Genomic DNA, 25,010 nt, shown 5'->3' on the forward strand with positions numbered 1-25,010 from the left:
TTGTTCAGGAAACAGAAGGCGCGTCATTTCCTTTATATTCATATGACAATACGTGGCCGAATGGTGTACAATAAATAAAGAAAGCGCAAACAGAAATCCTTCTGTTCGTCTTTCTCCCAGATAACAGGTATGCTGTGTATACCGGGAGATCCCGATACAAACAATGCCTGAGAGCGATTGAAACAGGCAGCGACCTTTGGAGGCTTTCTAATGAATACAGACCAGCAAAAAATACCACAGGCTACAGCGAAGCGCCTGCCGCTGTATTACCGATTTCTTGAAAACCTGCATGCCTCCGGAAAAACCAGGGTGTCTTCCACGGAATTAAGCGAAGCGGTGAAAGTGGATTCGGCGACGATCCGCCGGGATTTTTCCTACTTCGGCGCGCTCGGCAAGAAGGGATACGGCTACAACGTATCCTACCTGCTGTCCTTTTTCCGGAAAACCCTGGACCAGGACGAGCGGACTAACGTCTGCCTCGTTGGCGTCGGGAACCTCGGCACGGCACTTCTGCGTTATAATTTTTCCAGAAGCGACAACACGCGTATCGTCTCCGCCTTTGACGTAAATGACAATATCGTCGGAAACGAAGTAGGCGGAGTGGAAATTTTCCATCTGGACAAGCTTTCGGAAAAGGCACCGGACGACGAGCAGCCAAGCGTGGCCATTTTGACTGTGCCCGCTGAATTTGCCCAGTCCACTGCCGAAAAGATTGTGGATGCCGGCATCAAAGGCATTCTGAACTTCACGCCTGCCCGGCTGTCCCTGCCGCCTTACATAAGGGTGCACCATATTGATTTATCGATTGAACTGCAGACACTCGTCTACTTTTTACGGAATTATCCGCTCGACACGTAAGCACGTATCCGATTTACTTTAAAAAGGGAGGCTGTAACATGCCAATAGGTCCAGGAAGTCTTGCATTGATAGCGATAGTAGCACTGCTTATATTCGGCCCAAAGAAGCTGCCGGAGCTTGGAAAGGCAGCGGGCAACACCTTGAGAGAATTTAAGTACGCAACCAAGGGGCTGGCAGATGATGACGATGAAGAAAAGCCAAAGAAATCCGAAACAAAAACCGGTGAAACCAAGTAATCCGAACCAACCGCCTATTATAGAAGAAGAGATGACGCTGTATGACCACCTCGGGGAGCTGAGAAGGAGAATCATCCTGGTCGGCAGCGTTTTTCTTGCGGCTATGATTATCGGCCTGATTATTGCACCGCGCGTGATTGAACACCTGCAGAACATCCCGGCGGCGGAAGATTTCCCGATGAACGTCTTCAGCCTGACCGATCCTGTGATGCTCTACATGAACTTCGCGTTTGTCATCGGCCTGATACTTGTGTTTCCGCTATTGCTGCACCAGCTCTGGGCGTTTGTCGCTCCGGGGCTTCTGGAAAATGAGCGGAAAGCAACTTTGTCGTACATTCCGATCGCGACGCTCCTGTTTTTCGGGGGGCTCGCTTTTGCCTACTTTATCCTGTTTCCAAACGTGCTCCGTTTTTTAAGCTCGCTTACCGAGCGGCTCGGCCTGACGGAGCAGTACGGCGTGAACGATTACTTCTCGTTTTTGTTCCAGCTTACGCTCCCGTTCGGGCTGTTGTTTCAGCTGCCGGTCGTCGTCATGTTTCTGACGCGCCTCGGCCTGATTACGCCCGCCTGGCTGCGCACGGTGCGGAAGTACGCATACTTCGTGCTGCTGGTTGTCGCCGGCTTTATTACGCCGCCGGAGATCGTCTCGCATCTGATGGTCACCGTGCCGCTCCTGCTGCTTTATGAAGTAAGCATTATTATTTCCAGGTCGACGTACAAGAAAGTACAGAAAGCCGAAAAACAGCGCATGGAAGAATGGGCGCTCGAAGAACAAAAGCGCCTGCAGGAAGAAATCGATAAAAAGAATAAAGCGTAAAAAACATCCGAAAGGGTGTTTTTTTTTTGCATAACTTGAAAATGGGCAAAGAAAGTTAAATCACTTTATTAACTTCCTCATCACCCCGTCACTGGAAAGTTCCTCTAACCATTCCATTAATTTTTCGATAGATGGCGCCTCTTCTTGATTAAACCAGTAACTTAGTACACCTATCATGGCGGATAAAGCATATTCCAAGGTATAGTCCAGCTCAAAACTTTCTTTCACGCCCCGGGCAGCCAGGGTTTCTTTTATGATGGGCTTCATGCCGGCTTTAATTCTGCCCTGAAAGGCCGGGTCGCCATGATCTCCCAGAAGTACCATAAGATACTTACTGTGTTGTGAATAAATGCTGACAATTGCTTGAAAAGGGAGCGGTTCATCCGGTAAAGACAGCTGTTGAATGGGAATCTCCTGCAGCTTAGAAATTAATGTGCTTTCTATTTCCTCGAGGACCTCGTAAACATCGGTAAAGTATTCATAAAATGTAGACCGGTTATATCCTGCTCTTGTGGTAACTTCTTTAATTGTTATTTTTTCTATCCGTTTAGTGCAGTATAGTTCCCAAAAAGCATCTATTAAATATTGTTTTGTTTGTGTGGTGACTGCTGAATTTTTTTTCATCCTCTTCCTCCTATAATGTCTCAAAATCCGACAGGTAAGGTAAAAATGTCGGTTGATGGATGTATTTTTACATCATACACTTATATCATACGACATGTTGTTGGATTAATAAATAAATATGGGTGGAGTGGTTTTAAATGACAGTAATAAATGTGCAGCACCTTACGAAAGATTATGGAGAAAATAAAGGTATTTTTGATGTTTCATTACAGATCGAAGAAGGGGAAATATGTGGCTTTATAGGGCCGAATGGGGCGGGGAAAACAACCATGATCCGTCATCTATTGGGATTTATTAAACCGCAGTACGGTAAGTCTGCTATTTTGCAGTTGGATTGCTGGAATGACTCGAAAAAGATTCAAAAACATCTCGGTTATCTTCCGGCAGAAATTGCTTTCCCTGAAAATCTGACAGGTAGACAGCTCATACAGCATGCTGCTAATATGCGGAACCTTCGTAATATGAAAAAAGCTGAACAGTTAATAGAAATGTTCGACTTAGACCCCTCTGTATTAATAAAACGAATGTCCAAGGGCACGAAACAAAAGGTGGGGATTGTATGTGCATTTATGCATGAGCCGCACATTCTCATTCTGGACGAACCAACAACGGGGCTTGATCCTCTTATGCAGTCAACCTTTGTAAAACTAATTCATCAGGAAAAACAAAAGGGGAAAAGTATTCTTATGTCTTCTCATTTATTTGAAGAGATTCAGGAAACCTGCGATAGAATCACAATGATAAAACAAGGTAGATTGATTTCGGAATTGAACTCTCAGGATTTTAAAGCTTTTAAAAATCGTGATAAAACCACTTTATTTAAAATAGCGTTTCACGACTTTCAGGATTTTGAATCTATTCAGAAGGAAAATTTTGTTGTTAAAGAAGCTCGTAAAGAAAATCTGCAGATGATGATAGAGGTAGAAGACATTCAAATAAACGAGCTGATACGTGCGCTTTCGAAAAGAGAGTTGATATACATTCGTGAAATGACGTATTCACTCGAAGAATATTTTATGAATTTTTATAAAGGAGAATCATGATCATGCTGAATAAATCTCTGTTTATTCACTTAATAAAATCGAATGCAAAAGTGTTTTTCATCATTGCAGGAGTTCTTTCGTTATTAATTGGAATCATAATGAGTGTTTTTACTCCGGAAACCATGAATGAAATTGCGCGGGTAAATACAGGTTCTCCCGTTAACCCGTTAGGCGATATAACCACCTTAATCGCGTTTGTGGCCAATCAATATTTTGGGAATTTTGCTCTCATTTTTGCCATGATTTATTCGGTTATTATCGGAAACAAGCTGATAGCAGAAAAAGTAGACAAAGGCAGCATGGCTTATTATCTGTCAGCTCCTATCACAAGAACCGAGTACACTTTTACAAGTATCATCTTTTTTGTGTCTTCACTAGTAGTATTGTTTGGATTAGTGTTTTTAACAGGGTACGGGGTGGCAGAGCTGGTTCAGCCTGGCGAACTGCCTGTAGAGAAATTCTTCATGTTAACCCTGGGTTGTTTATTATTAAATTTAGCAATCAGTGGAATAACTTTTTTGGCCTCTTGTTTGTTTAACCGTTCAAGCCAATCCCTGGCACTTGGTGGAGGACTGTCGGTTTTTTTCTTTGCTGCGGATATGCTTTCCGGGATGAGTGAAAGTCTTGAAGGTATTAAAAATATTACTATTATTACTCTCTATGATTCCAATGCCATTATTCAAAGTGGAAGCTATGGGGCTCAGCTACTCATACTTGCCGGGTTAACTCTTATTTTGTATTTAGTAGGAATGTTCGTTTTTAAACGAAAAGATCTGCCGGTATAACGATAGACATTATGATGCCCGGGAAGCGGCCCGTATATGAAAAGAGTGTACGTCTGTAAAGCAGTGATTTCCCTTTTAATTGTCTTATTTATGAGATATATTGTAAATACTAGCCAAATTTTGAGTATGCAGATGGTAGAAGCCATTATGTATTTTACGTATGCCCGGCTGTTTTTTCGCCCTTCTGACAAAAGCCTTTTTCTGCTTTACCGCCCAACCAGGAAGCCCGTCATTTTCCAGACAAAACAATACGTTTTAAAGGGGAGTCTTGATGAAAAAATGGATAATCGCAGCAATTATCGTCTTAGGCATCGGCCTGGCAGTGACCTGGCTGCTTCAATTGAACAGGGAGGAGGATGAAACGGTGGGTGTGGTAGATGAAAGGTACCGGGGAGACAATGGGCTGATCGCCAATTATCCGGACGGGGAAGGGAACACGGAATACCTTTCCGAATCGATCGGCCTGTATTTGGACTATCTGCTTGTGATTGAAGACGAGCGCGCTTTCGCTGACGAAGTGGAGAGGTTGTCCGAGTTTACGGAAGAACTGGATGAAGGAACGCTTATCAAATGGAAAGTAGAAGATGACATCTCCGTTAACGCACTGATTGACGATGTCCGGATTGCGTATGCGCTGCAGCGTGGGGCTGAGCTGTTCGAAGAAGAGTCATATAATGAGCTCTCCGAATCCATTCAGCGGGCGGTGTATCACTACCAGTATGAGGCGGGCGAATGGCACGACTTTTACGACTGGCCGTCCGACTCCCTTTCCCAGGAAGTTCATTTCAGCTACTTTTCTGCTGCCGCCTGGGAGAGCTTCGGATGGGACGGTGCTTCTCTGGAAGGTGTCACGCGGGCCGCCATGGACGACAGCCTGTACTACTACGAGCGGTATAATGTAGAAGATGAGGAAAAAGAGTTTTATACGGAAGGCGAAGTGAACCTGATTGACCAGGTGCTGATCATGCAGCAGATGGAAACGGTCACCGGGGACGTGCAGCCTCTGGAAAACTGGCTGTATGAAGCGTATGACACGAACGGCAGGCTGATGGGCCGGTACGACCGGGAGACGATGGAAGAATCGGTCGCGTACGAAGCGCCGGCGGTGTATGCCTTGATTATGATGCATTTTCTGGATAAAGGAGACGTGGAGAAAGCGGCCGACTGGAAAGAACCGTTGGAGAACGTCCACGAAGCGGAACAGGTTTCCACGGAAGCCCACTTTTTTGATTATATACTGGCAGAAACGGCGTTGAAGCGGCTGGAAAAAGAAACACAGAATGCAGAATAAAAAGGGCACCCCGCGGGGCGCCCTTTTTATTTGTCCTTTTTGTCGTTGTTCTCTTTTTTTTCCGGGTTTTCTCCGGCTTTCATGCGCTTATGGAGCACCCAGAAGCGGTGTCCGAGCATAATGTCGAACGCCGCAATGGCAGCAAGCGCCATGCTCATGATGCTCCACATGCCGTATTCTCCGGCAAACTGCAGGCCAAGGAAAATACAGACGCCGGCTATTCCGTAGTAAATCATCGACATCGTTAACGGTGACATCATAAAAACAATCCTCCAATAATCAATGCGGCCTGTTCCGCTTCACGGATAATTTCTTCCAGCTGATCGGCGAATACGACCTGCGTCACGACCACAAAAGCGTTCATGGCGACGTGAGCAATAATCGGCACGAGAATCCGGCCTGTTTTCACGTAAAGGAAAGAAAATGTAAAGCCGACCGCGGTGTAAATCAAGAGATGGGTGAAATCAAGATGAACTGCTGCGAAAATGACGGAGCTGATCAACGCGGCGAAAAAGAAGTTCATGCGGCGGTAAAGCGCGCCGAACAGTACCTTCCGGAAGACAAGTTCTTCCAATATCGGGCCGACCACGGCTACGACGAGAGCGAAGACCGGCACCATCTGGACCATCTCCACGATTTCCTGCGTGTTTTCCGAGCCGGGCTCAACGTTGAAAATCGCCGTTTCAACAATAACCGCCACGTACTGGGCGACGAAGGCGAGCAGAATACCAAGAAAGCTCCACAGCACCGCGTCCCCGACGTTCGTTCTTTTTAATTTAGGGTGAGGCTTTGCCCTGCGCTCCGGTATTAATAGCAGAAGCATAACTAGCAGGGCGGCGACAAAGCTGAAGATACTCCATACAGCAATACTCTGTGTGATATCCATTCCGGTGGAAAGCAGCAGCGGAATGCCGAGAATACCGGAGAGCTGCATAAGAATATACGTCAGCAGAATCGCCCAATATCGCTTATTCAATAACGTCCACTCCTTAACATAAGTAAAGTCGTTCAGCGGCTTTTACGCCGTACCAACCGTCATTGTACCACAACAGACAGCAAATCCCTTACGATAAAGCATGTGAAACAATTGTGAAGCGGATGGGAAAATAAGATTAAAAATCAGGGAGGACGGGAAAGGAAGAAAGGGTCCGGCACGCAAAACAGAATTTTTTTTGCGGGAAGGGCTTGCAAAACAAAAGCAGAATGATTAATATAATAAGTGGATTAGCACTCAATGCATCCGAGTGCTAAAAATGAAAAAAGTAAAGAACAGCGCCCGTTACTTTGAGGCAGCCGTGACTTTACGATAACTCTGAAGGAGGGTTCTACCTTGTTAAAGCCACTAGGTGACCGTATTATTATTGAGCAAGTCGAATCAGAACAAACAACTAAAGGCGGTATCGTCCTGCCGGGATCTGCCCAGGAAAAGCCGCAGGAAGGCAAAGTAGTAGCGGTTGGATCCGGTGCAGTAAAAGACAACGGAGAAAGACGCCCGCTTGAAGTAAACGAAGGCGATAAAGTGATTTATTCCAAATATTCCGGAACAGAAGTAAAGTTTGACGGTACGGAGTACTTAATCATCCGTGAAAGCGACGTTCTAGCAGTCGTAAACTAATCATTCTTTAAATGCACGTATACAAGCAGCACAAAACGAAACAAATACGCACTCAGGAGGGTACAATTAATGGCTAAAGATATTAAGTTCCGCGAAGACGCCCGCCGCTCGATGCTGCGCGGTGTCGACGAACTAGCTAACGCAGTAAAAGTAACGCTTGGACCGAAAGGACGCAACGTCGTTCTCGAGAAAAAATTCGGTTCCCCGCTTATCACCAATGATGGTGTAACGATCGCAAAAGAAATCGAATTAGAAGATAACTTCGAGAACATGGGCGCCCAGCTCGTATCCGAAGTAGCAAGCAAAACAAACGACATCGCCGGTGACGGTACGACTACAGCTACCGTTCTGGCCCAGGCTATGATCCAGGAAGGCCTGAAGAACGTAACGTCCGGCGCGAACCCAATGGGGATCCGCAAAGGTATCGAGAAAGCAACGAAGCTTGCTGTAGATGAACTACAGAAGATTTCCAAGCCGATCGAAGGCCGTGAGTCCATCGCCCAGGTAGCAGCTATTTCTTCTGCATCCGAAGAAGTCGGCGAAATTATCGCGGAAGCAATGGAGCGCGTTGGAAACGACGGCGTTATCACAGTAGAAGAGTCCCGTGGACTTGATACCGAGCTTGAAGTCGTAGAAGGTATGCAGTTTGACCGCGGTTATGCGTCTCCTTACATGGTGACGGATTCCGATAAAATGGCAGCTGAACTTGATAACCCGTATATCCTGATTACCGACAAGAAGATCTCCAACATTCAGGAAGTTCTTCCGGTACTCGAGCAGGTGGTACAGCAGAGCCGTCCGATCCTGATTATTGCAGAAGACGTAGAAGGCGAAGCTCTTGCCACACTAGTTGTGAACAAGCTCCGCGGCACGTTTAACGCAGTAGCGGTTAAAGCACCGGGATTCGGCGATCGTCGTAAAGCGATGCTTGAAGACATCGCAACGCTCACAGGCGGTACGGTTATCACAGACGACACAGGCCTTGACCTGAAGACGGCTACAGTCGACATGCTTGGTAGAGCCAACAAGATTACCATCGATAAAGACAACACAACAATCGTAGAAGGAAATGGCCAGCCGGATCAGATTTCTGCCCGCGTGAGCCAGATTAAATCCCAGATCGAAGAAACAACATCTGAATTTGATAAAGAAAAACTTCAGGAGCGCCTTGCTAAGCTTTCCGGCGGTGTCGCTGTCGTAAAAGTCGGAGCAGCATCCGAAACAGAAATGAAAGAGCGTAAGCTCCGCATCGAAGACGCCTTGAACTCTACGCGTGCAGCAGTAGAAGAAGGTATCGTATCCGGTGGTGGTACAGCGCTTATGAACGTATACAAGACCGTTGCCGCTATTGAAGCGGAAGGCGACGAAGCAACAGGCGTATCCATCGTGGTTCGTGCACTAGAAGAGCCGCTTCGCCAAATCGCGCTTAACGCAGGCCTTGAAGGCTCCGTTATCGTTGAGAAAATGAAGCACGAAGAAATTGGTATTGGCTTTAACGCCGCAACCAACGAATGGGTAAACATGGTAGAGGCCGGTATCGTCGACCCTACAAAAGTAACCCGTTCTGCACTACAGCACGCATCATCCGTATCTGCGATGTTCCTCACAACAGAGGCAGTTATCGCAGAAAAGCCGGAGTCCAGCAGTGACTACGGCGGCGGCATGCCCGACATGAGCGGTGGCATGGGCGGAATGGGCGGCATGATGTAATGTCGCTCTCATAACCCTTATGTACTAGGGATTCTTCTTGATAAAAGAGGAGAAAATGAGGCAAATGCTAACATTTTGCTAACAATTGAAGAATTTTTATTTTAAGCTTCTCATGAGTTCACTGAACTTGTGGGAAGCTTTTTCTTCCATTTCTTTCGTCATGTGAGCATAAATGTTCATCGTGGTTTCAATATCGGTGTGGCCAAGTCGTTGTTGAATTTCTTTAATACCGACTCCAGCCTCTATAAGAAGAGAGGTGTGGGTGTGCCTGAAAGAGTGAGGGGTTAAGTTTCTTTCGATTTTTATTAACTTCAATAAACGTTTCATTCGAATAGCAATTTTCTTAATAGTCTCTGGATACCCGCTCATACGAGTAATAATAAAATTCTGGTCTACATACTCATCACGAGTCATCATCTTCCACTCGGTTTGTTCTTTCTTGTGCTTTTTTAAAAGATGCAGGATCTCTTCATCTATTTTTATTTTCCGGACCGACCCGCTCGTTTTTGGTGTTAGTAGCTCAAACTCTTTTTCTCTATTCTTAGGGTTGTATAGTGTTTTTGTTATATTAATAGTCGACTCGTTAAAATTAATATCGTTCCACTTTAATGCTAGCAGCTCACCCGCTCTCATACCGCTATAAGCCAATAGGAAGAAAATAAGGTGATCGTATTGTAATCCTTCATTTTTAGCTGCTTTTAAAAATGCAGCCAGTTCTTGTTTCTCCAGGTACTTAATATCTTTGTTTCTTGTTTCTAATTCTTGAACCGAGTCGATCTTTCTAGGGACCTTAGCAAACTCTGTGGGGTTCTTTTTTATTAGCTCAAATTCTAATGCTTTCTTAAATATCATGCGGCCTGTACTATGCACCCCATCAATACTAGAATTGGAATATCCTTTTTGTTGGAGATCGTATAGTACCTTTTGGTAGCGGACGCCGTTAATATCTTTTAATTTTACATAGCCAAAGTAGTCGCATAGTCGCTTCATTTCAATTTTTCTTACACGAACAGAACTTACTTTCACGGAAGAGGCGTACATATTCAACCATTGATCTGCGAAATCTTTAAATAAAATAGCCTGCTCATCAACGAAGGTCTCTTCGTTTATTTCTTGTTGAGCTTTAATAGATGCTGCCTGGGCTTCTTTTTTTGTTTTGAAACCGCCTTTACTTTTTTGCTTTCTTTTTCCAGTAGCAGGATTCTTCCCTAGATCGACTGTGTACGTCCAGGTTTTTCCTCTTTTATAAACATGGCCCTTCACCCTTACTAACTCCTTTCAATAGATGAAATGTTTACTTGTGAATGTCTTACTTTCATCACCTCCTTAAAGAAGTTATCTTCTTATTTTGGTGAAAAGATAACCTGTACTACTTTGCCTCGTATCTTAACCTCGTTAGGAGGAAGGGAGAGAGGATTATAATACGCATTGTCTGGTATGAGTAATAGATTGTCTGAGTCAGCCTGGTTGTATACCCGCCTGATAACTGCTTCCGATTCGTTGATATGGAGAACAGCAATATCTCCGTCTTTAATTTCTTCCTTGCCATGTACGATCAATGTGTCCCCATACTGGATACGACTATAGCCTTCCATCGCGTTGTCCGGTGTAATGAAGAAAAATAGCTTTTCTACGTTATACTGGCCATCGTCCGGTAAGTAGGCGTAACGCGTAATATAATCGGTATCTTTTAAAGAAGTCTCGTAAGGAAGATAATCAAATACCGGTACGGTTAACAATCCTTCAATAGCATAACTCTCTTGGCTTTTTTCGTAACCGAGCAGCTCGTTTGGAGATACAGAGAAGTATTGAGCAATCTTAACCATTAAATTCTGACGAGGCCGTCTATCGCCTCGTTCATATGATGCAATCGTTGTTTGGGATACATCGAGAGCTCTTGCTAAATCGGCTTGCGATAGTTCTTTTTGTAAGCGAAATGTTTTAAGACGTTCACCAAAGCTTGCCACTTTTTATCCCGCTCCTCTTTATTTAAAGACTTCTTTTATAACGGATAGTCATAAAATTAATTTTATTATATCACTTTAAGTAATATTTTCAATTAATATAACACTTTTTGTAATAATTTTATTGAATTAACCGTTAATGTAATGTATTCTAATTTTGCACTATCACTTTAAGTACTTATCAAGGGGGCACTAATGGACACAAGAAACCTTCGTTTTATGGATTTGCGTCAACGATTTAACCTCACCCAAACAGAGCTTGGTAAAAGTGTGGGACTGTCTCAGAGCATGATCGCTCATATCGAATCAGGAACTAAAGAGCCGAAAGGAATTTATAAATTACGGTTGGCTCATCGGTTTGGTGTTTCGGTGGAGTGGTTATTTTATGAGGAAGTTTACAAAGAGTTCTATATGAGCGTAAAAGGAGGGCAGAGTAATGCAGCAGACAATGAACGACTTTCCACTTTTGCTTAAAGTAGAGCACGTAGCGGACATCATCGGCTGCTCAAAGCGAGTAGCGTATGAGTTAATGGAGCACACAGATTTTCCACTTCTACGTATGGGACGGTTAAAGCGAGTGCAGCGGGAAGCTTTCTTCTCTTGGCTCGAGTCGCAGGCAAATAAGCCGGCACAAGATATCGTTAACGTATAATCCACCTCGATTTCCCTTCGCAACATCCTCTTAGCATTTCTCTTTTCCTTATCTCTCAAACCAATAAGAAAACATAGCACCAGGGGGGTTTATGAATTACTTAAAAGAACTAAATGCCTTTTATGATCAGCAGGAGACGAATCCACTGAGCGGGTCAGCTATTGCGATATGGCATGCCTTAATGCATATCTGCAACAAAGCCGGATGGCCAAAAGATTTCTCCGTGGCTGTATCAGTCGTATGCATCAAGGCCGGTGTAAAAGAACGATCGTTTTACAATGCACGTAACGAACTGAAGCAAAAAGGGTATATAGACTTCTCCAGCAGACGTGGCAATCAAGCGGCTGTGTATGTGCTGTATACACGTGCAGTAACCTATGCACACTCTTTTGCAGACACTAATGCAGAGAGCACTGCAGTCAATTTGGGAGGGAATGTTTCCCCATTAATTAAACATAAACAAACAATACAAAACGAAACATCAATCAATTGCTTTCAATTTTTTGAGAAAAATGGATTTGGGATGCTTTCTCCGTTTATCAGCGATAGCATGAACAGCTGGTTAACCAATACATCGTTTGAAGATCCAGAAGCAGTAGTGATTGAAGCAATGAAAATAGCTCTCCTGCAGAATGTACGCAATTGGAAATACGTATCAAGAATTCTTCAAGACTGGGAGACAAAACGCTTATTTACTTTAGATGCTATACAAGCGGAACAAGACAAAAGAAATAAACGGGTTACTCCCTTTCCAAAACAAAGTAAAGGAGGAGTAAGCCGTGATACAAGCAAGCGATCATCTGCCGCCGGCGATAAAGGATACGATTTCGGATTCTAACATCATTCGCCGCTTTCAGTGTGAGGGATGCAGCGAACAAGTGATTTTACGAAGAGTCATTATGCCATTTGGACCGAACAAAGGAAAGCGCATTGAAGTTACCTACGGATGCCGATGCGAGGACATAGAGATAGCAAGGCAGGTGCTCCGTAATAAAACGAAACGTGAAAAAGAAAAGCTGTTTCAGCTGTTTGATCAGAATAGTTTAATCAATGCTGATCTAAAAGAAAGTGTATTTGAAAGCTATGTACCTAAAAATGATTCACAGGTAGTGGCCAAGCAGAGTACTGAGTCGTATACAGAGCATTTTTCATTAACCGCTCCAGGCAATCTCTTGTTAACAGGCTCATACGGCTTAGGTAAATCGCATCTAGCAGTCTCGGTATTAAAAAGGGTACTGGAACAAGGGCACACGGGCATCTTTATATCGGTTCCCAAGTTACTGACTAAACTAAAAGCGACTTATAACAAGAATAGCCAATACGCAGAAGATGATTTGTTAACCGTGCTGGAGCAAGCAGACTGTTTAGTACTGGACGACATAGGGGCAGAGCACGGGTCCGACCACAGTGGAAGCTGGAGTACGTCGAAAGTGTTTGAGATCGTAGATAGTCGTATTGGAAAACATACGATATTCACGACGAACCTAAATGGCCGAGATCTCCAACGGAAAATAGGCGAGCGGAATTTTTCACGGATGATGCAGCATACCCAGGTTCTAACACTAAACGGAGCGGATCACCGCTTGCGCCAATTTAAAAATGAGAGGAACGACTAACACATGAAAAAAGTAAAAATTATGATTGATCCAGGACACGGGGGAAGAGATCCTGGAGCGGTTGCTAACGGCCTCCAGGAGAAGAACTTAGTGTTAACGATAGCGAAGCATATCCAGCAAACACTGCTGCAGAACTACCATGTGGATGTACGAATGACTCGAGAAAAGGATACCTTTGTTTCATTAGAGGGAAGAGCGGAGCTGGCCAATGCCTGGGGAGCGGATTATTTTCTATCGATTCATATTAACGCTGGAGGCGGCAGCGGGTTTGAGACATTTACTTTTACGAAAGCAGGAAGCAAAACGAAAGAATATCAGAAGGCGGTGCATGAGGAAATTGCGACTCGGTTGTACGAGAAAGATAGAGGGAGGAAAGAAGCAAACTTTGCGGTACTACGGAGCACAAAAATGCCCGCTGTCCTAACAGAAAATTTATTTATTGATCATCCAAAAGACAGCTTACGATTAAAAGACGCCACTGTTCTTAAGGCCATCGCCCAGGGGCACGTTAACGGCCTGATGAAGCTATTAAGACTCACTCCAACACGTACAAGTCCCGCTCCTGCTTTTAAAGGAGAACGAGCGTACAGGGTCCTTATTAACGATAAACAAATAGGAGCTTATAAAGAAAAAGAGAATGTATTGGCCCAGGTAGAGCAACATTTAAAAACAGCTACAAAAATTGAAGTACAACAATTATAGGAGGGATTTTCATGGGAGAGTCGGTACTAAGTGCAAGCATTAAGAAAATTGAAATAGTGAACAAAACAAAGAAAGACGAATGGCAGCAGTCGGTAAGAATTATATTAGGAGATATTGAGCTAAATAACGAAAACTTTATTGCATTGAGAAGGTTCCGGCCCGATGAAATGGTAAACGTATCAATAGAGTCGGCTCAGATCAGCTTATTTGAAGAAAAGACAGCGATTGCAGAAGGAAGCATAGTCGGAGCAGGGAATGAAGATGAAGGAGATGCTGATGATTTATTTAGCATTGAAGAAGGGGATATGGAGTTAAAAGAAGGAGAGTATGTACAGAAAGAATTTAAAATATAGAAAAAAGAGTAGAGCTAAAGAATGAGCTCTACTCTTTTTTGTGATGTGCTTTTTTCGAATGAAAGTGTGAACTAATGACTATGAAATAATTTATTTATAACTCTATACAAATATTTTTTGCATAAAACCTTTTTTTTGAGTCATTAAAAGGTCTAACTTTTCTGTTTCTTTTTTTATACTTTTATCCAATAAAGAAAAGAAATTAATGAATCTCTGTTGTTCAGCAATAGGAGGTAGAGGAATTTTTATTCTAGAAAAATTTTCATAAAACAAATATTGTCTAACACTTCCCTCTAAATTCATTAAAACTTCTTTTTTAAATAATGATGTTTTAGTAAATTGTTCGAAATACTCTGGTAAAATTTCATTCTTGCACTTAACACAAACGTATAAAGAGCTTACTAATACAGGTTCATTAAATTTTTGTACACCTATGGACCCAACATTTACACGAGCGGGATTATATGATATTTCGTAAGGTTTTACTATCTTATAAGCAGTTTTTTCTAGGTTTTCTAGCCTTTTACTGTCAAATTGCTCATTTTGTAGTACGAATCCTTGTTTATTGTTAACAGAACAAATTGGAAAAGTATTATCTTCCTTATTAGGAGGTCCGACTTTTTGTGTAAGAGATCCAAGAGTTTTAACATTATAATTAGTTTCTTTTACTTTATCTAAATAAATTTTGAATATCTCCTGTAAAAACCCCTTCTTTTTGTTTTTTAGAAGTTCTACTTTTTCATTTTGTTTTTTTATACGTATATTAATAAGAGAAAAAAATTCACCTATTTTATATTGCTCTTCTAAAGGTGGGATAGTTACTATAGATTTTTTTAATTCGTGACTAGATATATTTGGGAAAGTAGATCCCACACTATTTATTAATATTTTTTTTACTTGTTTTTCTAAAAGGAATTTTAGATAGTTGGCTTCAGAAAATTTTTCCATTGCTCTAATTGCAGCAACCCCACGTCCTATACAATAAATTTCATCAGAAATATTCATCCGTCCAATAGAACTTCCTCGGACACATAATAAAATATCACCTGGGTAAGAATATTTTGTTGGTTGAGTTGTCCATTGAACAGGGATAGGATATTGATCGCCAAACTCTGTAGGTCCATTTATCAAAGGACTACCTTTCTCATCTTCATTATAAGAGGAACCTTTAGGCGATTGCCCCATTACTATCTCACTAATTTCTTCTAATTTATATACATTCCATAATTCTGAAAAGGATTTAAAACGTAGATGAGGAACATTCAATTTTTATACCTCCAGTTCTTCAAAGTATTTCTTGAGTTCATCATCAATTTTAGCGATTTCCTCATCAATTTTATTAATTTTTTTTGATACAGCTTCTAAATCAACTAATTCTTCTTCTTCAAATGTATCTACATATCTAGAGATATTAAGGTTGTATTCATTTTTTCTGATCTCTTCTAAAGTTGCTGTATGCGAAAATTTATCAATAGTTTCTCGTTGAAGGTAAGTTGTTATAATAGTTTCAACATGCTTATCAGTAAGATAGTTTTGATTTTTTCCTTTCTCAAATGTATTCGAGGCATCAATAAACAGCACAGTATCATCTTGTTTTCGACACTTATTAAATACGAGTACCGTAGTTGGGATCGAGGTTCCATAAAAAATGTTAGATGGTAAGCCAATTACAGCATCAAGGTAGTTTTTCTGTTCGATTAAGTATTGACGAATTTTTCCTTCCGCTGCTCCACGAAAGAGAACACCATGGGGTAAAACAACGGCCATCATTCCATTATCATCCAACTGATAGATCATGTGTTGCACAAATGCAAAGTCTGCCTTCGACTTAGGAGCCAACTTTCCGTAGGCGCTAAAACGTTCATCATCCAAAAATTTAAGATCATTACTCCAATGGGCACTATAGGGAGGATTAGCTACAACTGCTTCAAAACGGTCTTTCAAGTGATGAGGATCTTCTAACGTATCATCGTTACGAATATCAAAACGAGAATATTCTACATCATGTAATAACATGTTCATTCGAGCTAAGTTATAAGTTGTCGATGTTTTTTCCTGACCATAAAATTTTCCTACTTTTGCTTCTTTGGCTACACGGAGAAGAAGGGAGCCGGACCCACAAGTAGGATCATAAACGTTTTTGATTTCAGTTTTACCAGCCGTGACTAGTTTTGAAAGAATACGAGAGACCTGCTGAGGCGTATAGAATTCTCCAGCTTTCTTGCCGGCAGAAGCTGCAAATTGAGAAATCATATACTCATAGGCATCGCCTAACACATCTATTTCCACATCGTCATGAAGAAAGGGGATATCATTAATATTAACAATGATTTTTGCAATTAGTTTCGAGCGTGACTCTACTGTTCGACCAAGGCGAGAAGAAGAAAGGTCCATATCGTCAAACAAATGCTGGAAGTCTTCCTGGCTATCAGTTCCGAGCGTAGATTCTTCTACGAAGTTAATTCCTTTTTGTAGCATCTCTACATCAAAAAGACCATTTTCCCCTTTGGAAATTTCCTGAACCATAGTAGAAAAAAGGTACTCTGGTTCTATAACAAAACCGAGTTCATCAATCAGATAATCTTTTAGAGCTTCCTGATACGTGGACTGTTGCCAAGCTTCAAAAAAAGTAATATCATCGTCAGCTAGTAGTTTGTTTGCTCGAGACTCTACTTTCTCAGAAAGATATCGATAAAAGATAAGTCCTAAAATGTAATTCTTGAACTCACTAGCTTCCATTTGGCCACGAAGATTGTCGGCCATATCCCAAAGTTTTTTATGTAATTCTGCTTGGTGAATCTGTGTTGGGGTCATACGATTGCCTCCATATTGTTATATCGTTTTATCTCATGTTATTAGATTTCCTTATTTCTTATGGGAACTCTCATATAGTATACGCCCTTTTTTTTCTATTCGAAACAAAAAGAGCGAATGAATGTTCTTTTTTATAGTTAAGAATGGTGGAATACTTCACTGTATTTCAATCTAATTAAGTGAAGAAACAGTTTTTATTCTATTATGCGTACTTTTTTGTCATATTCATAATAAATGTTTTTACTTTTTCTACTTTATTTTTCTTCTGAAGAAATCCTCCCGCTCCGGAAAAATCATCCATAAGCCTTTTTTGATCGATGAGGTTAGTAAACTCGTACTTAGCAATATACGATTTGATTTTATGGTCTTCTAATCCCTCTGCTTGAGAAAAGTCTTGAATTTCTTCCTCTCGAACCTGCTTCTCATATTGATTATATGCGTCATCTACCGAATCTTGAGGACTGAGCTCTGGCACAACTTTCTTTAAAAAACCTTGAATTAAATCAATTTTTAAACGAAGCTGTGGGTCCGAAGCCCGCTCTACTTCTTGTTGAATAAAGTTTATGTCTCGGTCTCGTGTTTTTTTATTATTTAGATCCAGTTGACGGATCAAATTCATAATATAGCTTACATTAATACGATCGGTATGCATAAGTTCCAGTTCAAAATCGACGTCTTCTAAAATGGATACTTTTTCTCCAGGTTCCCTAGTGCGATCTACGATCTTAAAATATTTACTTTTGTAATCTTCATAGGTTTGTTCTTGTATTCCTAACTCATCTTCGGTAAAAGCAAAGTCAGAGAAGTTCTGTAGACGTAGGAGCATTTTACTCATTTGTTTAAAGGCCAATACAAAGGCTTTTTGGTCTTCTTCTCGTTCCAGTAGATCTACACCCTCCGGAGTAGGGGCTAGCTCTCTAACGCGCTCTTGAGCGGCTAAGAAATGTTTCAAATACTCCTCATAGCTTTTCATAAGAACTTCATCAATACTATCAGTTTGCGAAAAGATCTGTATTGCTTCATCGGTTTCTTCTTTTAAATTACGATAGCAGATCACATTTCCATAAGGCTTGGTACTAGTCTGAACGCGATTAGTACGGCTGTAAGCTTGTAAAAGGTCATGGTGTTTAAGCATACGATCTACATAAAGGGTGTTTAACGGCCGACTATCAAATCCGGTTAAAAACATGCGAACTACTAATAGGATATCGATCTGAGCGGCTTTGCTGCGTCTGGATACATCACTAAAATATTGTGGATACGTGTCCGTCGAGAAGTCACTTCCGTATAGTTTATTGTAATCCTGAATCATTCGTTCCAATGCATCGCGAGAAGATTCTGTTCGGCCTTCACTTTCTTCGTTAGCAGCGTAGGAGAAGATTGCTGCAATATTCAGGTTGTGATCTTTTTGCTGAAACAGATCATAATATTGAATCAAGGTAGGGATAGAATCTACAGTGAAAATGGACGTAAACCCCTTATTTTTGACCCGTCGAGGATGGTTTTCCAAAATATGATCGACAACTAAGTTCAGACGATTCGGATGATGCCATACTTCGTCGGTATCGATCCCGGGCACTTTAGTTTGATCTCCCTCATCGATTTTCGAATTAAACGTTCGAATATACTCGACTGAGAAACCTAGTACGTTCCCGTCTCGTATTGCTTCTTTAATCAAATAAGTATGTAAGCACTTATCAAATAAATCAGCCGTAGTGCGGTCATCCTGGCTTTTGTTCACTTCAAAACGTGGGGTGCCTGTAAAGCCAAAGTATTGAGCTTGCTGAAAATGCCGAGCAATATTGGTATGCATCTGGCCAAATTGACTGCGGTGGCACTCATCAATAATGAAGATCACACGCTTATCTCGATACGGTTCCATGATAGAAGCATAGCGATCATTTTTTACCGCATTTGCCATCTTTTGAATGGTGGTAACAATAAAAGAGGTCGTTGGGTCCTGTATTTGTTTCACAAGAACATCGGTCTTATCTGTAGTATCTACGGCATCTTTTTTAAATTTATTGAATTCCTGTATGGTCTGGCTGTCCAGGTCTTGCCGGTCCACTAAAAAGAAAACTTTATCAATAGCTGGTTCATTAGCGAGAATTTGACTAGCCTTAAAAGAAGTAAGGGTTTTTCCAGAGCCGGTTGTGTGCCATATAAAACCATTGTTTCTAGTCTCTAGGGCTCGATGCACTAGCGCTTCAACAGCGTATACTTGATACGGCCTCATAATCATTAAGTTTTTATCAGTTTCATTCAGAACCATGTATCGGGCAATCATCTTTGCTGCCTGGCACTTTTCTAGGAATGCTTTAGTGAATGATTCTAAATTGGTAATAATCGTATTATCTGCATCGGACCAGTAGAACGTATGGCTATATAAAAGCTCACTGTCTCCATTAGCAAAGTATTTTGTGTCTACACCGTTACTAATAATAAAACACTGGATATAACGATAGAGGCCTTTAAAAGAATCTTTGCGGTATCGTTGGATTTGGTTGAATGCTTCTTTAAAGTCCAGACCCCGGCGCTTAAGTTCTATTTGAATGAGAGGGAGACCATTGATCAAAACTGTTACATCATATCGATTAGTATAGCGACTCGTTACTGTCGTTTGATGAGTTACTTGAAAAAGATTTTTACACCATTCCTGTTTATTAAATAGTTCTATGTACAACTGTGAACCGTCATCACGCTCGATAAGTTGCTTATCCCGTAATAACCTTGCAGACTCAAATACACTTTTATTATCAATTTGTGTTAAAAGACGTCCAAGTTCTCCATCTGTTAGGGGAGTGCCTTCGAGTTTTTTCTCATTAAACCGATTCAATTGAGCACGAAAGTTAGCTACTAGTTCCTCATAGCTTGAAATTTTCACACCCTCGTATCCTTGAGTCTGAAGCTGTTGTAGCATGTTTTTCTCTAATTCGGCTTCTGATTGATAACCCATAAAATTCTCCTTCATCTAAAAAATCTAGTATTTATTGACTGTTAGGTCCATTGTAACGAATCTTATGAACTAAATTAAACTATAATTTGTTATAATACGGAAAAATAGCAATTAATTTAATTTTCAAACTTGTGATTGTATTAAAGGAGGGATACGTATGCAACAATTTAAGACTGAAAATACTGAATATATTGTTGAAGGCGAGCTTGGTTCTGGAGGTAATGGAATTGTTTATCGCGTTAAAGATAAAGAGGGTTCTAAGTATGCATTGAAAACATTGAATAATAATATTTTTCCGAAAAATGGATCCAAACCTTCAGGAATTAAAGCAAAAAAGATCAAACGGTTTTTACAAGAAATAAAAATCATGAAAAGTATTAAAAATGAAACTCCTGGAGTGCTAAATATTGTTGAGAGTTATATACCAGATAGTCTAAATAAAAATAACCTTCCATTTTACGTGATGCCTATAGCTACTACTATTAATAAGCAATTAGCGGGACAGGATATACATATTAAAATCTCAGCTTTAAAAAAAATAGCAGAAACGTTGATGAACTTACACAACCAAAATATTGCTCATAGAGACATAAAGCCTGAAAATTTATACTTCTATAAAGGTGAATATTGTTTTGGAGACTTTGGTTTGGCTACTAATATTGAAGATTTAGGATTAACCGGTCCTAAAGAAAAACTTGGCCCGTGGACTACTATTGCACCAGAAATGAGAAGAGACCCTACAAATGCCGATCAATACAAGGCAGATGTTTATTCTTTATCAAAAACTATTTGGATTTTAATAACTGAAAAATGGCAAGGTTTTGATGGCAACTATACCTTCAATGATGAAGAAATCTCATTAGAAAAATTTGAACAAACTAATGTTTACTGGTCGATGCTACATGATCTACTTCACAAAGCGACTGCTAATTCACCTGCAGAAAGACCTAATGCTAAAGAATTTTTTGATAAATACTGCGAGTGGGCGCAAATCCAAAACAACCTAGAATTAGCTTCGCAATCTGAATGGGAGTTTTTATTAAGGGAAATTTCTGCTTCAAAAGCTAGTAGTTTAACATGGAGAGATTCAAATGAGATTGCTGACGTTTTAAAAAAAGTAAGTACTATGAAATTACTAAATCATACTTTTCTTCCGGGAGGTGGAGGAGCAGACCTTATTGATTGCAATGTTTCTTTTCGTGATAAGTTCCTAGAATTAGATTTAGATGGCACAATAACTTTATTAAAGCCAAAAGCTTTATATTTAGAAAGGTTCGATGATTCTCAATGGAATTATTTTTATTTAGAAGTTGAAAACATTAATTTAAGTGGTATTTATCAATATCCAGATAATGAATTAGTTTATTCTGAAGAGGTCATCGACTTACCTTCTGGGGATTTTTTAGACCCTAAATATCTATACTATGGAAATTATGAAGGTAAACCACTTTCTGAAGAAAAAAGAGAAATCACACTCGGAATAAAAGGAAATTATATCATCTTTCCTAAAATTTCTGATTACAATAATATATCTGCAGCTTACAGTGCTCTCCAAACAAAGTATGAGGGGCCGAGCAATTTTAGGAATTTCATTATCAAATTAATCGAAGCTAAGGATTGGATGTTAAAAAACGCAGACGAATATAAAAAGGTGCAAGATCAAAAAGAAATAGAAAAGAAAAAAAAGCAAGAAATAGAGAGAGTAAGGTATTTAAAAAAGTTTGATAAAGAAAAAGGAAAACTTTTTGATGATTTAAAAACATATCCTCTAAATTGTGAAATTACTTCTTGCACTGCAGAAAACGAGGCTTTAAATTACTATTTTGATATCGACTTTTTTCCTATGGATGAAATAGAATTTTATTTAAACAATGAGTTGAAGTTAGTTCAAAAATCTAATGGGTCGTCTATATCGTCTCTTGAAAAATTTATAAAAAGAGATATTAATATTTATCCCTATTATTTATTTAAGAATGCTAAAGATGCAAAAAGAATTGAGGAATTAATATATCGTTATCTTCTTTCTTTTGTCTCAAACAACGAAATAATAAATGATGTGCATATAACAGCTAGAATAAAAAGAGTTAAACCACCGAGCCATATATTCTCTTTAGAAGAATTAATTAAAGTTATGTATGAAGCAGATGAAACTACAGCAAACCGCTTAGTTGTAAATCAAGATGGAGAAGTGAAGCTAGTAGAGAGTACTGATGATATAAAATGGTATCCGTTTAGAGGAGAGATATTTGCTCCTTATACGAATATAATTGGATCTCATGCTAAATATGATGAGCATATATTTATGGATATTTATAAATTAACATTAAAAGGTTGGCATGATCATTTAGTTAGTGGTGGAAGAGCGGGTGTACCCGACTACTTACCAGAAGGATTAGAACCGAAAACGATGCGTGAAATGATTAGAGAAGAAAGTAAAAAATACAATTAATAATAATGTAAAAAGCTTTCTTGTTCACATTAAACATTATACTGTTTCAGCTATTTATAACTAATGGTAATATTTTCTAAATGTTATTGTGTCAGTGCATAGAGCATACTATAATAAAGATAGCCGGTGGGGGAACCCTCGGCTTTTTTTCGTTCTTATAGAGATAGGGGCAATTCACCGGCCCTGATTTTCCTTATTTTTATACTAACGAAAAAGAAAATAAAATGTAGAAAAGGAGGAAGGTAAATGATTAATAAAGAGTTGGTAAAATCAAACCTAGTAATTGAGTACTTTGATGAAAATGGTGGTACGGATGGAGAAGGCGCTACTAAGAGAGCAAACTATGAATGCAGAACAGATGCAGAAGTAGAGACTGTTCATTTAATGGCAACTACGGTAGCTTCTCTATGCGCATGGCCATCAACTAAATTTATGTTTGTTGAAAATAGTGAATTGCGTTCTACTACAGTTGTTGTGCCTCCGTCCGTTAACTAAAAATACAAATGAAAGGAGCAGCTTAATATGTCCACAAGTAACCTGGAATTACGATTCAAGAACTCGCTTGATAAAATAGTAACGATCCGTATAGCTAACCCACGAGCTGATATCACCTCCGAAGAAGTAAATGCTGCGATGGATACGATGCTCGCTAATCCAGTCTTTAGCGGAAATGCTTACTTTATTAATCAAAAAATCGGTGCCCGCGTCGTTACTCGAGCTGTAGAAGATATTACTATTCAATAAACAAACAAGGCAGCCAGGGGATTGGCTGCCTTTATACATAGACAAGAAAGGAGAAGGATCATGGACGAATTTATCACACTTATATCGAATGTTGGCTTTCCTATAGCAGTTGCTTCCTATTTACTCATACGGCTTGAACCTATCGTGAAAGACTTTCAAAAATCTATATCCGGCCTAACCCTAGTAATCGCTAAACAAAATGAAGTGACTCAAGAGCAAGTAAATCAACTGATGGATATAGTACAAAGTGAATCGAAGTATTCTTAAAAACTCCTTTAAATAAAGGAGTTTTTAATTTTAAAGGGAATTTATGGTGAAATCGAAATAAAAATGGAGGGATAATTATGTGCGAAGAAAATGATATGAAATATATGAGCGCTAGGGATTCATATATTTGGACGAAAACTGTTTTAAAAGAAGGAGAACGTCTTATTGAAAGTGTTAAAAAGCAAGATGTTTTTTTTGAACAAATGAAAAATGGAGAGAAAATATCACCACTTATTTTCGACGAAATGAATGAATCAAGAAATGAACAAAGAATAATCGAATATTTTTTTAAGATTTCTATGAGTAAAGCAAGAGACTGGATGATGGAAGCAATTGATCATGATGAAGATTATCAAAAATGGGTGGATAATATAGACACTAAATTTCCATATATAAAAGATATAAGGAATATGAGAGAACATGAAATTGAATATTTCAAAGGTAAGGGTCGCAAACAAAATGATTTTCTAACTGAGCGCAATGGTAATATCTCGGATGCTACTTCAAGCACAATAGATGAAGACGGTTATACTATAGGTGGAAAAGTGAACGTTCAAGAGGTGATTAAATTTTTTGAAAAAATGCTTCCCTTTTTAGAAAAAAAACACAAAGAATTTCATAATTAAATGTATTGAATTTTAATATTTTATTCCGTTTCCTTTTGGTGCCGAACCTTGCGTCCCTCAATCTCCCTGAAGCGATCCCTCCAGGTTCTTTTTGCCCTGGAGGGCCTACTTCATTGAGTATATTTGAGGGACTCTTCATCACCAAAAGACTACGGCATAAACGTAACAAACTATAATATTACTCATTATACATTTAATCACTATAAAATTGTTAATTATGGAATAAAGTAGTTGATAGTTAAGTCTTAGTTCATTACAATCTATAGTAAAGGAGCTGAGCTATGGAACAGCATAAAGCAACATTACTAGAAGCCTATTCACAACTCTACGAACTTGAAATAACCCTTCGAAACCATCTACTTTCTTTACTCCCAGATCTTCTTACTTCCAACCAACCATCTTACTGGCAGCTCATCACCTTAACGCTGGATTATAACTTCCTGCAGCTATCCCAAAAAGAAAAGAAAGTGATCCGCCATACTACATCTATCCGCAATAAAGTATGCCATATGCAGCCTTTAACTTCTCAGGACGTAGCAATCCTTCGAAAAGCATTAACCACTCTTACTGATTCAAACTCATCTAATTCAAATCGTATTATCCAAGATAAAGTTACTATACATAGTTAAGAAATTTATAATTAATAACGGTTCTATGTATACTATTCCAAGCGAAGCGTGCCTTTATACTAGGGGAGCCCCCTTTGGTAACATACAGCGACGAAGGAGCAGAAAAGGAAGCAAGTTGCTTCGAGGTTTAGGGATTCCAAAGGGGGCAGGGTCCCAGTGTCAAGGCTGGAATATAGTGCTATCAATTAGTATTAATAGTAAACAAGATTACAATATACAATTTTGTGATATTTACCTCCTTCACTCCCAGTTAAAATGA

General features: G+C 39.9%; 28 protein-coding genes. 20 read left to right on the plus strand and 8 right to left on the minus strand.

Features of this window, described 5'->3' with window-relative positions; all coding sequences use genetic code 11:
- The first annotated feature begins 210 nt into the window (after positions 1 to 210).
- Genes AC5W2J_RS14200 through tatC form a run of 3 tightly spaced genes read left to right on the plus strand, consistent with a single transcriptional unit; the run spans position 211 to position 1,911 of the window.
- Entirely contained in the window at positions 211 to 858 is a 648-nt protein-coding gene (locus tag AC5W2J_RS14200) for a redox-sensing transcriptional repressor Rex (protein WP_496060118.1), read from the plus strand.
- Between the two features lie 38 nt (positions 859 to 896).
- Positions 897 to 1,094, plus strand: coding sequence for a twin-arginine translocase TatA/TatE family subunit (locus AC5W2J_RS14205; RefSeq protein ID WP_496060119.1), 198 nt, complete (start codon positions 897 to 899; stop codon positions 1,092 to 1,094).
- Positions 1,095 to 1,110: 16 nt separating this feature from the next.
- The gene (gene tatC, locus AC5W2J_RS14210; RefSeq protein ID WP_496060485.1) at positions 1,111 to 1,911 is read left to right on the plus strand and encodes a twin-arginine translocase subunit TatC; all 801 of its coding nucleotides are present in this window, start codon (positions 1,111 to 1,113) and stop codon (positions 1,909 to 1,911) included.
- A 60-nt stretch (positions 1,912 to 1,971) separates the two neighbouring features.
- On the opposite strand, the gene AC5W2J_RS14215 is transcribed toward tatC, so the two are convergent.
- On the minus strand, positions 1,972 to 2,535 hold the full coding sequence (locus AC5W2J_RS14215; protein WP_496060120.1) for a TetR/AcrR family transcriptional regulator: 564 nt from the start codon (positions 2,533 to 2,535) through the stop codon (positions 1,972 to 1,974).
- A gap of 137 nt (positions 2,536 to 2,672) precedes the next feature.
- Here AC5W2J_RS14215 and AC5W2J_RS14220 point away from each other — a divergent pair, with 137 nt between their 5' ends.
- From AC5W2J_RS14220 to AC5W2J_RS14230, 3 genes are all read left to right on the plus strand, one after another.
- A complete protein-coding gene (locus AC5W2J_RS14220) occupies positions 2,673 to 3,578 on the plus strand; it encodes an ABC transporter ATP-binding protein (protein ID WP_496060121.1) in 906 nt (301 codons plus the stop codon).
- A gap of 2 nt (positions 3,579 to 3,580) precedes the next feature.
- Positions 3,581 to 4,363 carry an ABC transporter permease subunit gene (locus tag AC5W2J_RS14225; RefSeq protein WP_496060122.1) on the plus strand — a complete coding sequence of 261 codons (783 nt, stop codon included), beginning with the start codon at positions 3,581 to 3,583 and terminating at the stop codon, positions 4,361 to 4,363.
- Positions 4,364 to 4,634: 271 nt separating this feature from the next.
- On the plus strand, positions 4,635 to 5,654 hold the full coding sequence (locus AC5W2J_RS14230) for a hypothetical protein (protein WP_496060123.1): 1,020 nt from the start codon (positions 4,635 to 4,637) through the stop codon (positions 5,652 to 5,654).
- Between the two features lie 26 nt (positions 5,655 to 5,680).
- On the opposite strand, the gene AC5W2J_RS14235 is transcribed toward AC5W2J_RS14230, so the two are convergent.
- A complete protein-coding gene (locus tag AC5W2J_RS14235) occupies positions 5,681 to 5,914 on the minus strand; it encodes a hypothetical protein (protein WP_496060124.1) in 234 nt (77 codons plus the stop codon).
- On the minus strand, positions 5,911 to 6,630 hold the full coding sequence (locus AC5W2J_RS14240) for a CPBP family intramembrane glutamic endopeptidase (RefSeq protein ID WP_496060125.1): 720 nt from the start codon (positions 6,628 to 6,630) through the stop codon (positions 5,911 to 5,913). Before AC5W2J_RS14240 ends, AC5W2J_RS14235 begins: the two co-directional genes overlap by 4 nt.
- A 354-nt stretch (positions 6,631 to 6,984) precedes the next feature.
- Between AC5W2J_RS14240 and groES the strand changes: the two genes are divergently transcribed.
- Positions 6,985 to 7,269: a co-chaperone GroES gene (gene groES / locus AC5W2J_RS14245; RefSeq protein WP_496060126.1), complete on the plus strand. Its 285-nt coding sequence runs from the start codon at positions 6,985 to 6,987 to the stop codon at positions 7,267 to 7,269.
- Between the two features lie 69 nt (positions 7,270 to 7,338).
- Entirely contained in the window at positions 7,339 to 8,979 is a 1,641-nt protein-coding gene (groL, locus tag AC5W2J_RS14250) for a chaperonin GroEL (protein ID WP_496060127.1), read from the plus strand.
- 96 nt (positions 8,980 to 9,075) lie between these two features.
- On the opposite strand, the gene AC5W2J_RS14255 is transcribed toward groL, so the two are convergent.
- Positions 9,076 to 10,242 carry a site-specific integrase gene (locus AC5W2J_RS14255; protein ID WP_496060128.1) on the minus strand — a complete coding sequence of 389 codons (1,167 nt, stop codon included), beginning with the start codon at positions 10,240 to 10,242 and terminating at the stop codon, positions 9,076 to 9,078.
- A gap of 80 nt (positions 10,243 to 10,322) precedes the next feature.
- A complete protein-coding gene (locus AC5W2J_RS14260) occupies positions 10,323 to 10,946 on the minus strand; it encodes a helix-turn-helix domain-containing protein (protein ID WP_496060129.1) in 624 nt (207 codons plus the stop codon).
- Positions 10,947 to 11,138: 192 nt separating this feature from the next.
- Between AC5W2J_RS14260 and AC5W2J_RS14265 the strand changes: the two genes are divergently transcribed.
- The 6 genes from AC5W2J_RS14265 (at position 11,139) to AC5W2J_RS14290 (ending at position 14,266) form a co-directional block, all read left to right on the plus strand.
- Positions 11,139 to 11,417, plus strand: coding sequence for a helix-turn-helix transcriptional regulator (locus tag AC5W2J_RS14265; RefSeq protein WP_496060130.1), 279 nt, complete (start codon positions 11,139 to 11,141; stop codon positions 11,415 to 11,417).
- Complete coding sequence (locus AC5W2J_RS14270; protein WP_496060131.1) at positions 11,380 to 11,595, plus strand: helix-turn-helix domain-containing protein; 216 nt, start codon at positions 11,380 to 11,382, stop codon at positions 11,593 to 11,595. The genes AC5W2J_RS14265 and AC5W2J_RS14270 overlap by 38 nt, the downstream gene beginning before the upstream one ends.
- Positions 11,596 to 11,686: 91 nt before the next feature.
- The gene (locus AC5W2J_RS14275) at positions 11,687 to 12,433 is read left to right on the plus strand and encodes a DnaD domain protein (protein ID WP_496060132.1); all 747 of its coding nucleotides are present in this window, start codon (positions 11,687 to 11,689) and stop codon (positions 12,431 to 12,433) included.
- On the plus strand, positions 12,375 to 13,211 hold the full coding sequence (locus AC5W2J_RS14280) for an ATP-binding protein (protein WP_496060133.1): 837 nt from the start codon (positions 12,375 to 12,377) through the stop codon (positions 13,209 to 13,211). Before AC5W2J_RS14275 ends, AC5W2J_RS14280 begins: the two co-directional genes overlap by 59 nt.
- A 3-nt stretch (positions 13,212 to 13,214) precedes the next feature.
- Complete coding sequence (locus tag AC5W2J_RS14285) at positions 13,215 to 13,913, plus strand: N-acetylmuramoyl-L-alanine amidase (protein WP_496060134.1); 699 nt, start codon at positions 13,215 to 13,217, stop codon at positions 13,911 to 13,913.
- 11 nt (positions 13,914 to 13,924) lie between these two features.
- Positions 13,925 to 14,266 carry a hypothetical protein gene (locus AC5W2J_RS14290; RefSeq protein WP_496060135.1) on the plus strand — a complete coding sequence of 114 codons (342 nt, stop codon included), beginning with the start codon at positions 13,925 to 13,927 and terminating at the stop codon, positions 14,264 to 14,266.
- Positions 14,267 to 14,368: 102 nt separating this feature from the next.
- Here AC5W2J_RS14290 and AC5W2J_RS14295 read toward each other — a convergent pair whose 3' ends face one another.
- The 3 genes from AC5W2J_RS14295 to AC5W2J_RS14305 form a co-directional block, all read right to left on the minus strand.
- Positions 14,369 to 15,532, minus strand: coding sequence for a restriction endonuclease subunit S (locus AC5W2J_RS14295; protein ID WP_496060136.1), 1,164 nt, complete (start codon positions 15,530 to 15,532; stop codon positions 14,369 to 14,371).
- Positions 15,533 to 15,535: 3 nt separating this feature from the next.
- Positions 15,536 to 17,080 carry a type I restriction-modification system subunit M gene (locus AC5W2J_RS14300; protein WP_496060137.1) on the minus strand — a complete coding sequence of 515 codons (1,545 nt, stop codon included), beginning with the start codon at positions 17,078 to 17,080 and terminating at the stop codon, positions 15,536 to 15,538.
- Between the two features lie 202 nt (positions 17,081 to 17,282).
- The gene (locus AC5W2J_RS14305) at positions 17,283 to 20,036 is read right to left on the minus strand and encodes a type I restriction endonuclease subunit R (RefSeq protein ID WP_496060138.1); all 2,754 of its coding nucleotides are present in this window, start codon (positions 20,034 to 20,036) and stop codon (positions 17,283 to 17,285) included.
- A 157-nt stretch (positions 20,037 to 20,193) separates the two neighbouring features.
- Here AC5W2J_RS14305 and AC5W2J_RS14310 point away from each other — a divergent pair, with 157 nt between their 5' ends.
- From AC5W2J_RS14310 to AC5W2J_RS14335, 6 genes are all read left to right on the plus strand, one after another.
- Positions 20,194 to 22,485 carry a protein kinase domain-containing protein gene (locus tag AC5W2J_RS14310; protein ID WP_496060139.1) on the plus strand — a complete coding sequence of 764 codons (2,292 nt, stop codon included), beginning with the start codon at positions 20,194 to 20,196 and terminating at the stop codon, positions 22,483 to 22,485.
- A gap of 246 nt (positions 22,486 to 22,731) precedes the next feature.
- Entirely contained in the window at positions 22,732 to 22,980 is a 249-nt protein-coding gene (locus AC5W2J_RS14315; RefSeq protein ID WP_496060140.1) for a hypothetical protein, read from the plus strand.
- 27 nt (positions 22,981 to 23,007) lie between these two features.
- Positions 23,008 to 23,229, plus strand: a complete 222-nt coding sequence (locus AC5W2J_RS14320) for a DUF2922 domain-containing protein (protein WP_120193929.1) — start codon at positions 23,008 to 23,010, stop codon at positions 23,227 to 23,229.
- Between the two features lie 60 nt (positions 23,230 to 23,289).
- Positions 23,290 to 23,496, plus strand: coding sequence for a YvrJ family protein (locus AC5W2J_RS14325; RefSeq protein ID WP_496060141.1), 207 nt, complete (start codon positions 23,290 to 23,292; stop codon positions 23,494 to 23,496).
- Positions 23,497 to 23,573: 77 nt separating this feature from the next.
- Positions 23,574 to 24,122 carry a hypothetical protein gene (locus AC5W2J_RS14330; RefSeq protein ID WP_496060142.1) on the plus strand — a complete coding sequence of 183 codons (549 nt, stop codon included), beginning with the start codon at positions 23,574 to 23,576 and terminating at the stop codon, positions 24,120 to 24,122.
- Positions 24,123 to 24,403: 281 nt separating this feature from the next.
- Positions 24,404 to 24,751, plus strand: a complete 348-nt coding sequence (locus AC5W2J_RS14335) for a hypothetical protein (protein WP_496060143.1) — start codon at positions 24,404 to 24,406, stop codon at positions 24,749 to 24,751.
- Positions 24,752 to 25,010: the final 259 nt, after the last annotated feature.

The sequence above is a fragment of the Sinobaca sp. SA16-1 genome, from assembly GCF_059510515.1.

Excerpts from the sequence above, each read along its gene's own strand:
- AC5W2J_RS14275 (WP_496060132.1), top strand. The coding sequence starts at position 11,687 with ATGAATTACTTAAAAGAACTAAATGCCTTTTATGATCAGCAGGAGACG.
- AC5W2J_RS14335 (WP_496060143.1), top strand. The coding sequence starts at position 24,404 with ATGGAACAGCATAAAGCAACATTACTAGAAGCCTATTCACAACTCTAC.
- AC5W2J_RS14290 (WP_496060135.1), top strand. The coding sequence starts at position 13,925 with ATGGGAGAGTCGGTACTAAGTGCAAGCATTAAGAAAATTGAAATAGTG.
- AC5W2J_RS14310 (WP_496060139.1), top strand. The coding sequence starts at position 20,194 with ATGCAACAATTTAAGACTGAAAATACTGAATATATTGTTGAAGGCGAG.
- AC5W2J_RS14225 (WP_496060122.1), top strand. The coding sequence starts at position 3,581 with ATGCTGAATAAATCTCTGTTTATTCACTTAATAAAATCGAATGCAAAA.
- AC5W2J_RS14300 (WP_496060137.1), bottom strand. The coding sequence starts at position 17,080 with ATGACCCCAACACAGATTCACCAAGCAGAATTACATAAAAAACTTTGG.
- AC5W2J_RS14285 (WP_496060134.1), top strand. The coding sequence starts at position 13,215 with ATGAAAAAAGTAAAAATTATGATTGATCCAGGACACGGGGGAAGAGAT.
- AC5W2J_RS14325 (WP_496060141.1), top strand. The coding sequence starts at position 23,290 with ATGGACGAATTTATCACACTTATATCGAATGTTGGCTTTCCTATAGCA.
- AC5W2J_RS14265 (WP_496060130.1), top strand. The coding sequence starts at position 11,139 with ATGGACACAAGAAACCTTCGTTTTATGGATTTGCGTCAACGATTTAAC.
- AC5W2J_RS14270 (WP_496060131.1), top strand. The coding sequence starts at position 11,380 with ATGCAGCAGACAATGAACGACTTTCCACTTTTGCTTAAAGTAGAGCAC.
- AC5W2J_RS14205 (WP_496060119.1), top strand. The coding sequence starts at position 897 with ATGCCAATAGGTCCAGGAAGTCTTGCATTGATAGCGATAGTAGCACTG.
- AC5W2J_RS14230 (WP_496060123.1), top strand. The coding sequence starts at position 4,635 with ATGAAAAAATGGATAATCGCAGCAATTATCGTCTTAGGCATCGGCCTG.
- AC5W2J_RS14315 (WP_496060140.1), top strand. The coding sequence starts at position 22,732 with ATGATTAATAAAGAGTTGGTAAAATCAAACCTAGTAATTGAGTACTTT.
- AC5W2J_RS14200 (WP_496060118.1), top strand. The coding sequence starts at position 211 with ATGAATACAGACCAGCAAAAAATACCACAGGCTACAGCGAAGCGCCTG.
- AC5W2J_RS14320 (WP_120193929.1), top strand. The coding sequence starts at position 23,008 with ATGTCCACAAGTAACCTGGAATTACGATTCAAGAACTCGCTTGATAAA.
- AC5W2J_RS14220 (WP_496060121.1), top strand. The coding sequence starts at position 2,673 with ATGACAGTAATAAATGTGCAGCACCTTACGAAAGATTATGGAGAAAAT.
- AC5W2J_RS14215 (WP_496060120.1), bottom strand. The coding sequence starts at position 2,535 with ATGAAAAAAAATTCAGCAGTCACCACACAAACAAAACAATATTTAATA.
- AC5W2J_RS14330 (WP_496060142.1), top strand. The coding sequence starts at position 23,574 with ATGTGCGAAGAAAATGATATGAAATATATGAGCGCTAGGGATTCATAT.
- groL (WP_496060127.1), top strand. The coding sequence starts at position 7,339 with ATGGCTAAAGATATTAAGTTCCGCGAAGACGCCCGCCGCTCGATGCTG.
- AC5W2J_RS14235 (WP_496060124.1), bottom strand. The coding sequence starts at position 5,914 with ATGATGTCACCGTTAACGATGTCGATGATTTACTACGGAATAGCCGGC.
- AC5W2J_RS14305 (WP_496060138.1), bottom strand. The coding sequence starts at position 20,036 with ATGGGTTATCAATCAGAAGCCGAATTAGAGAAAAACATGCTACAACAG.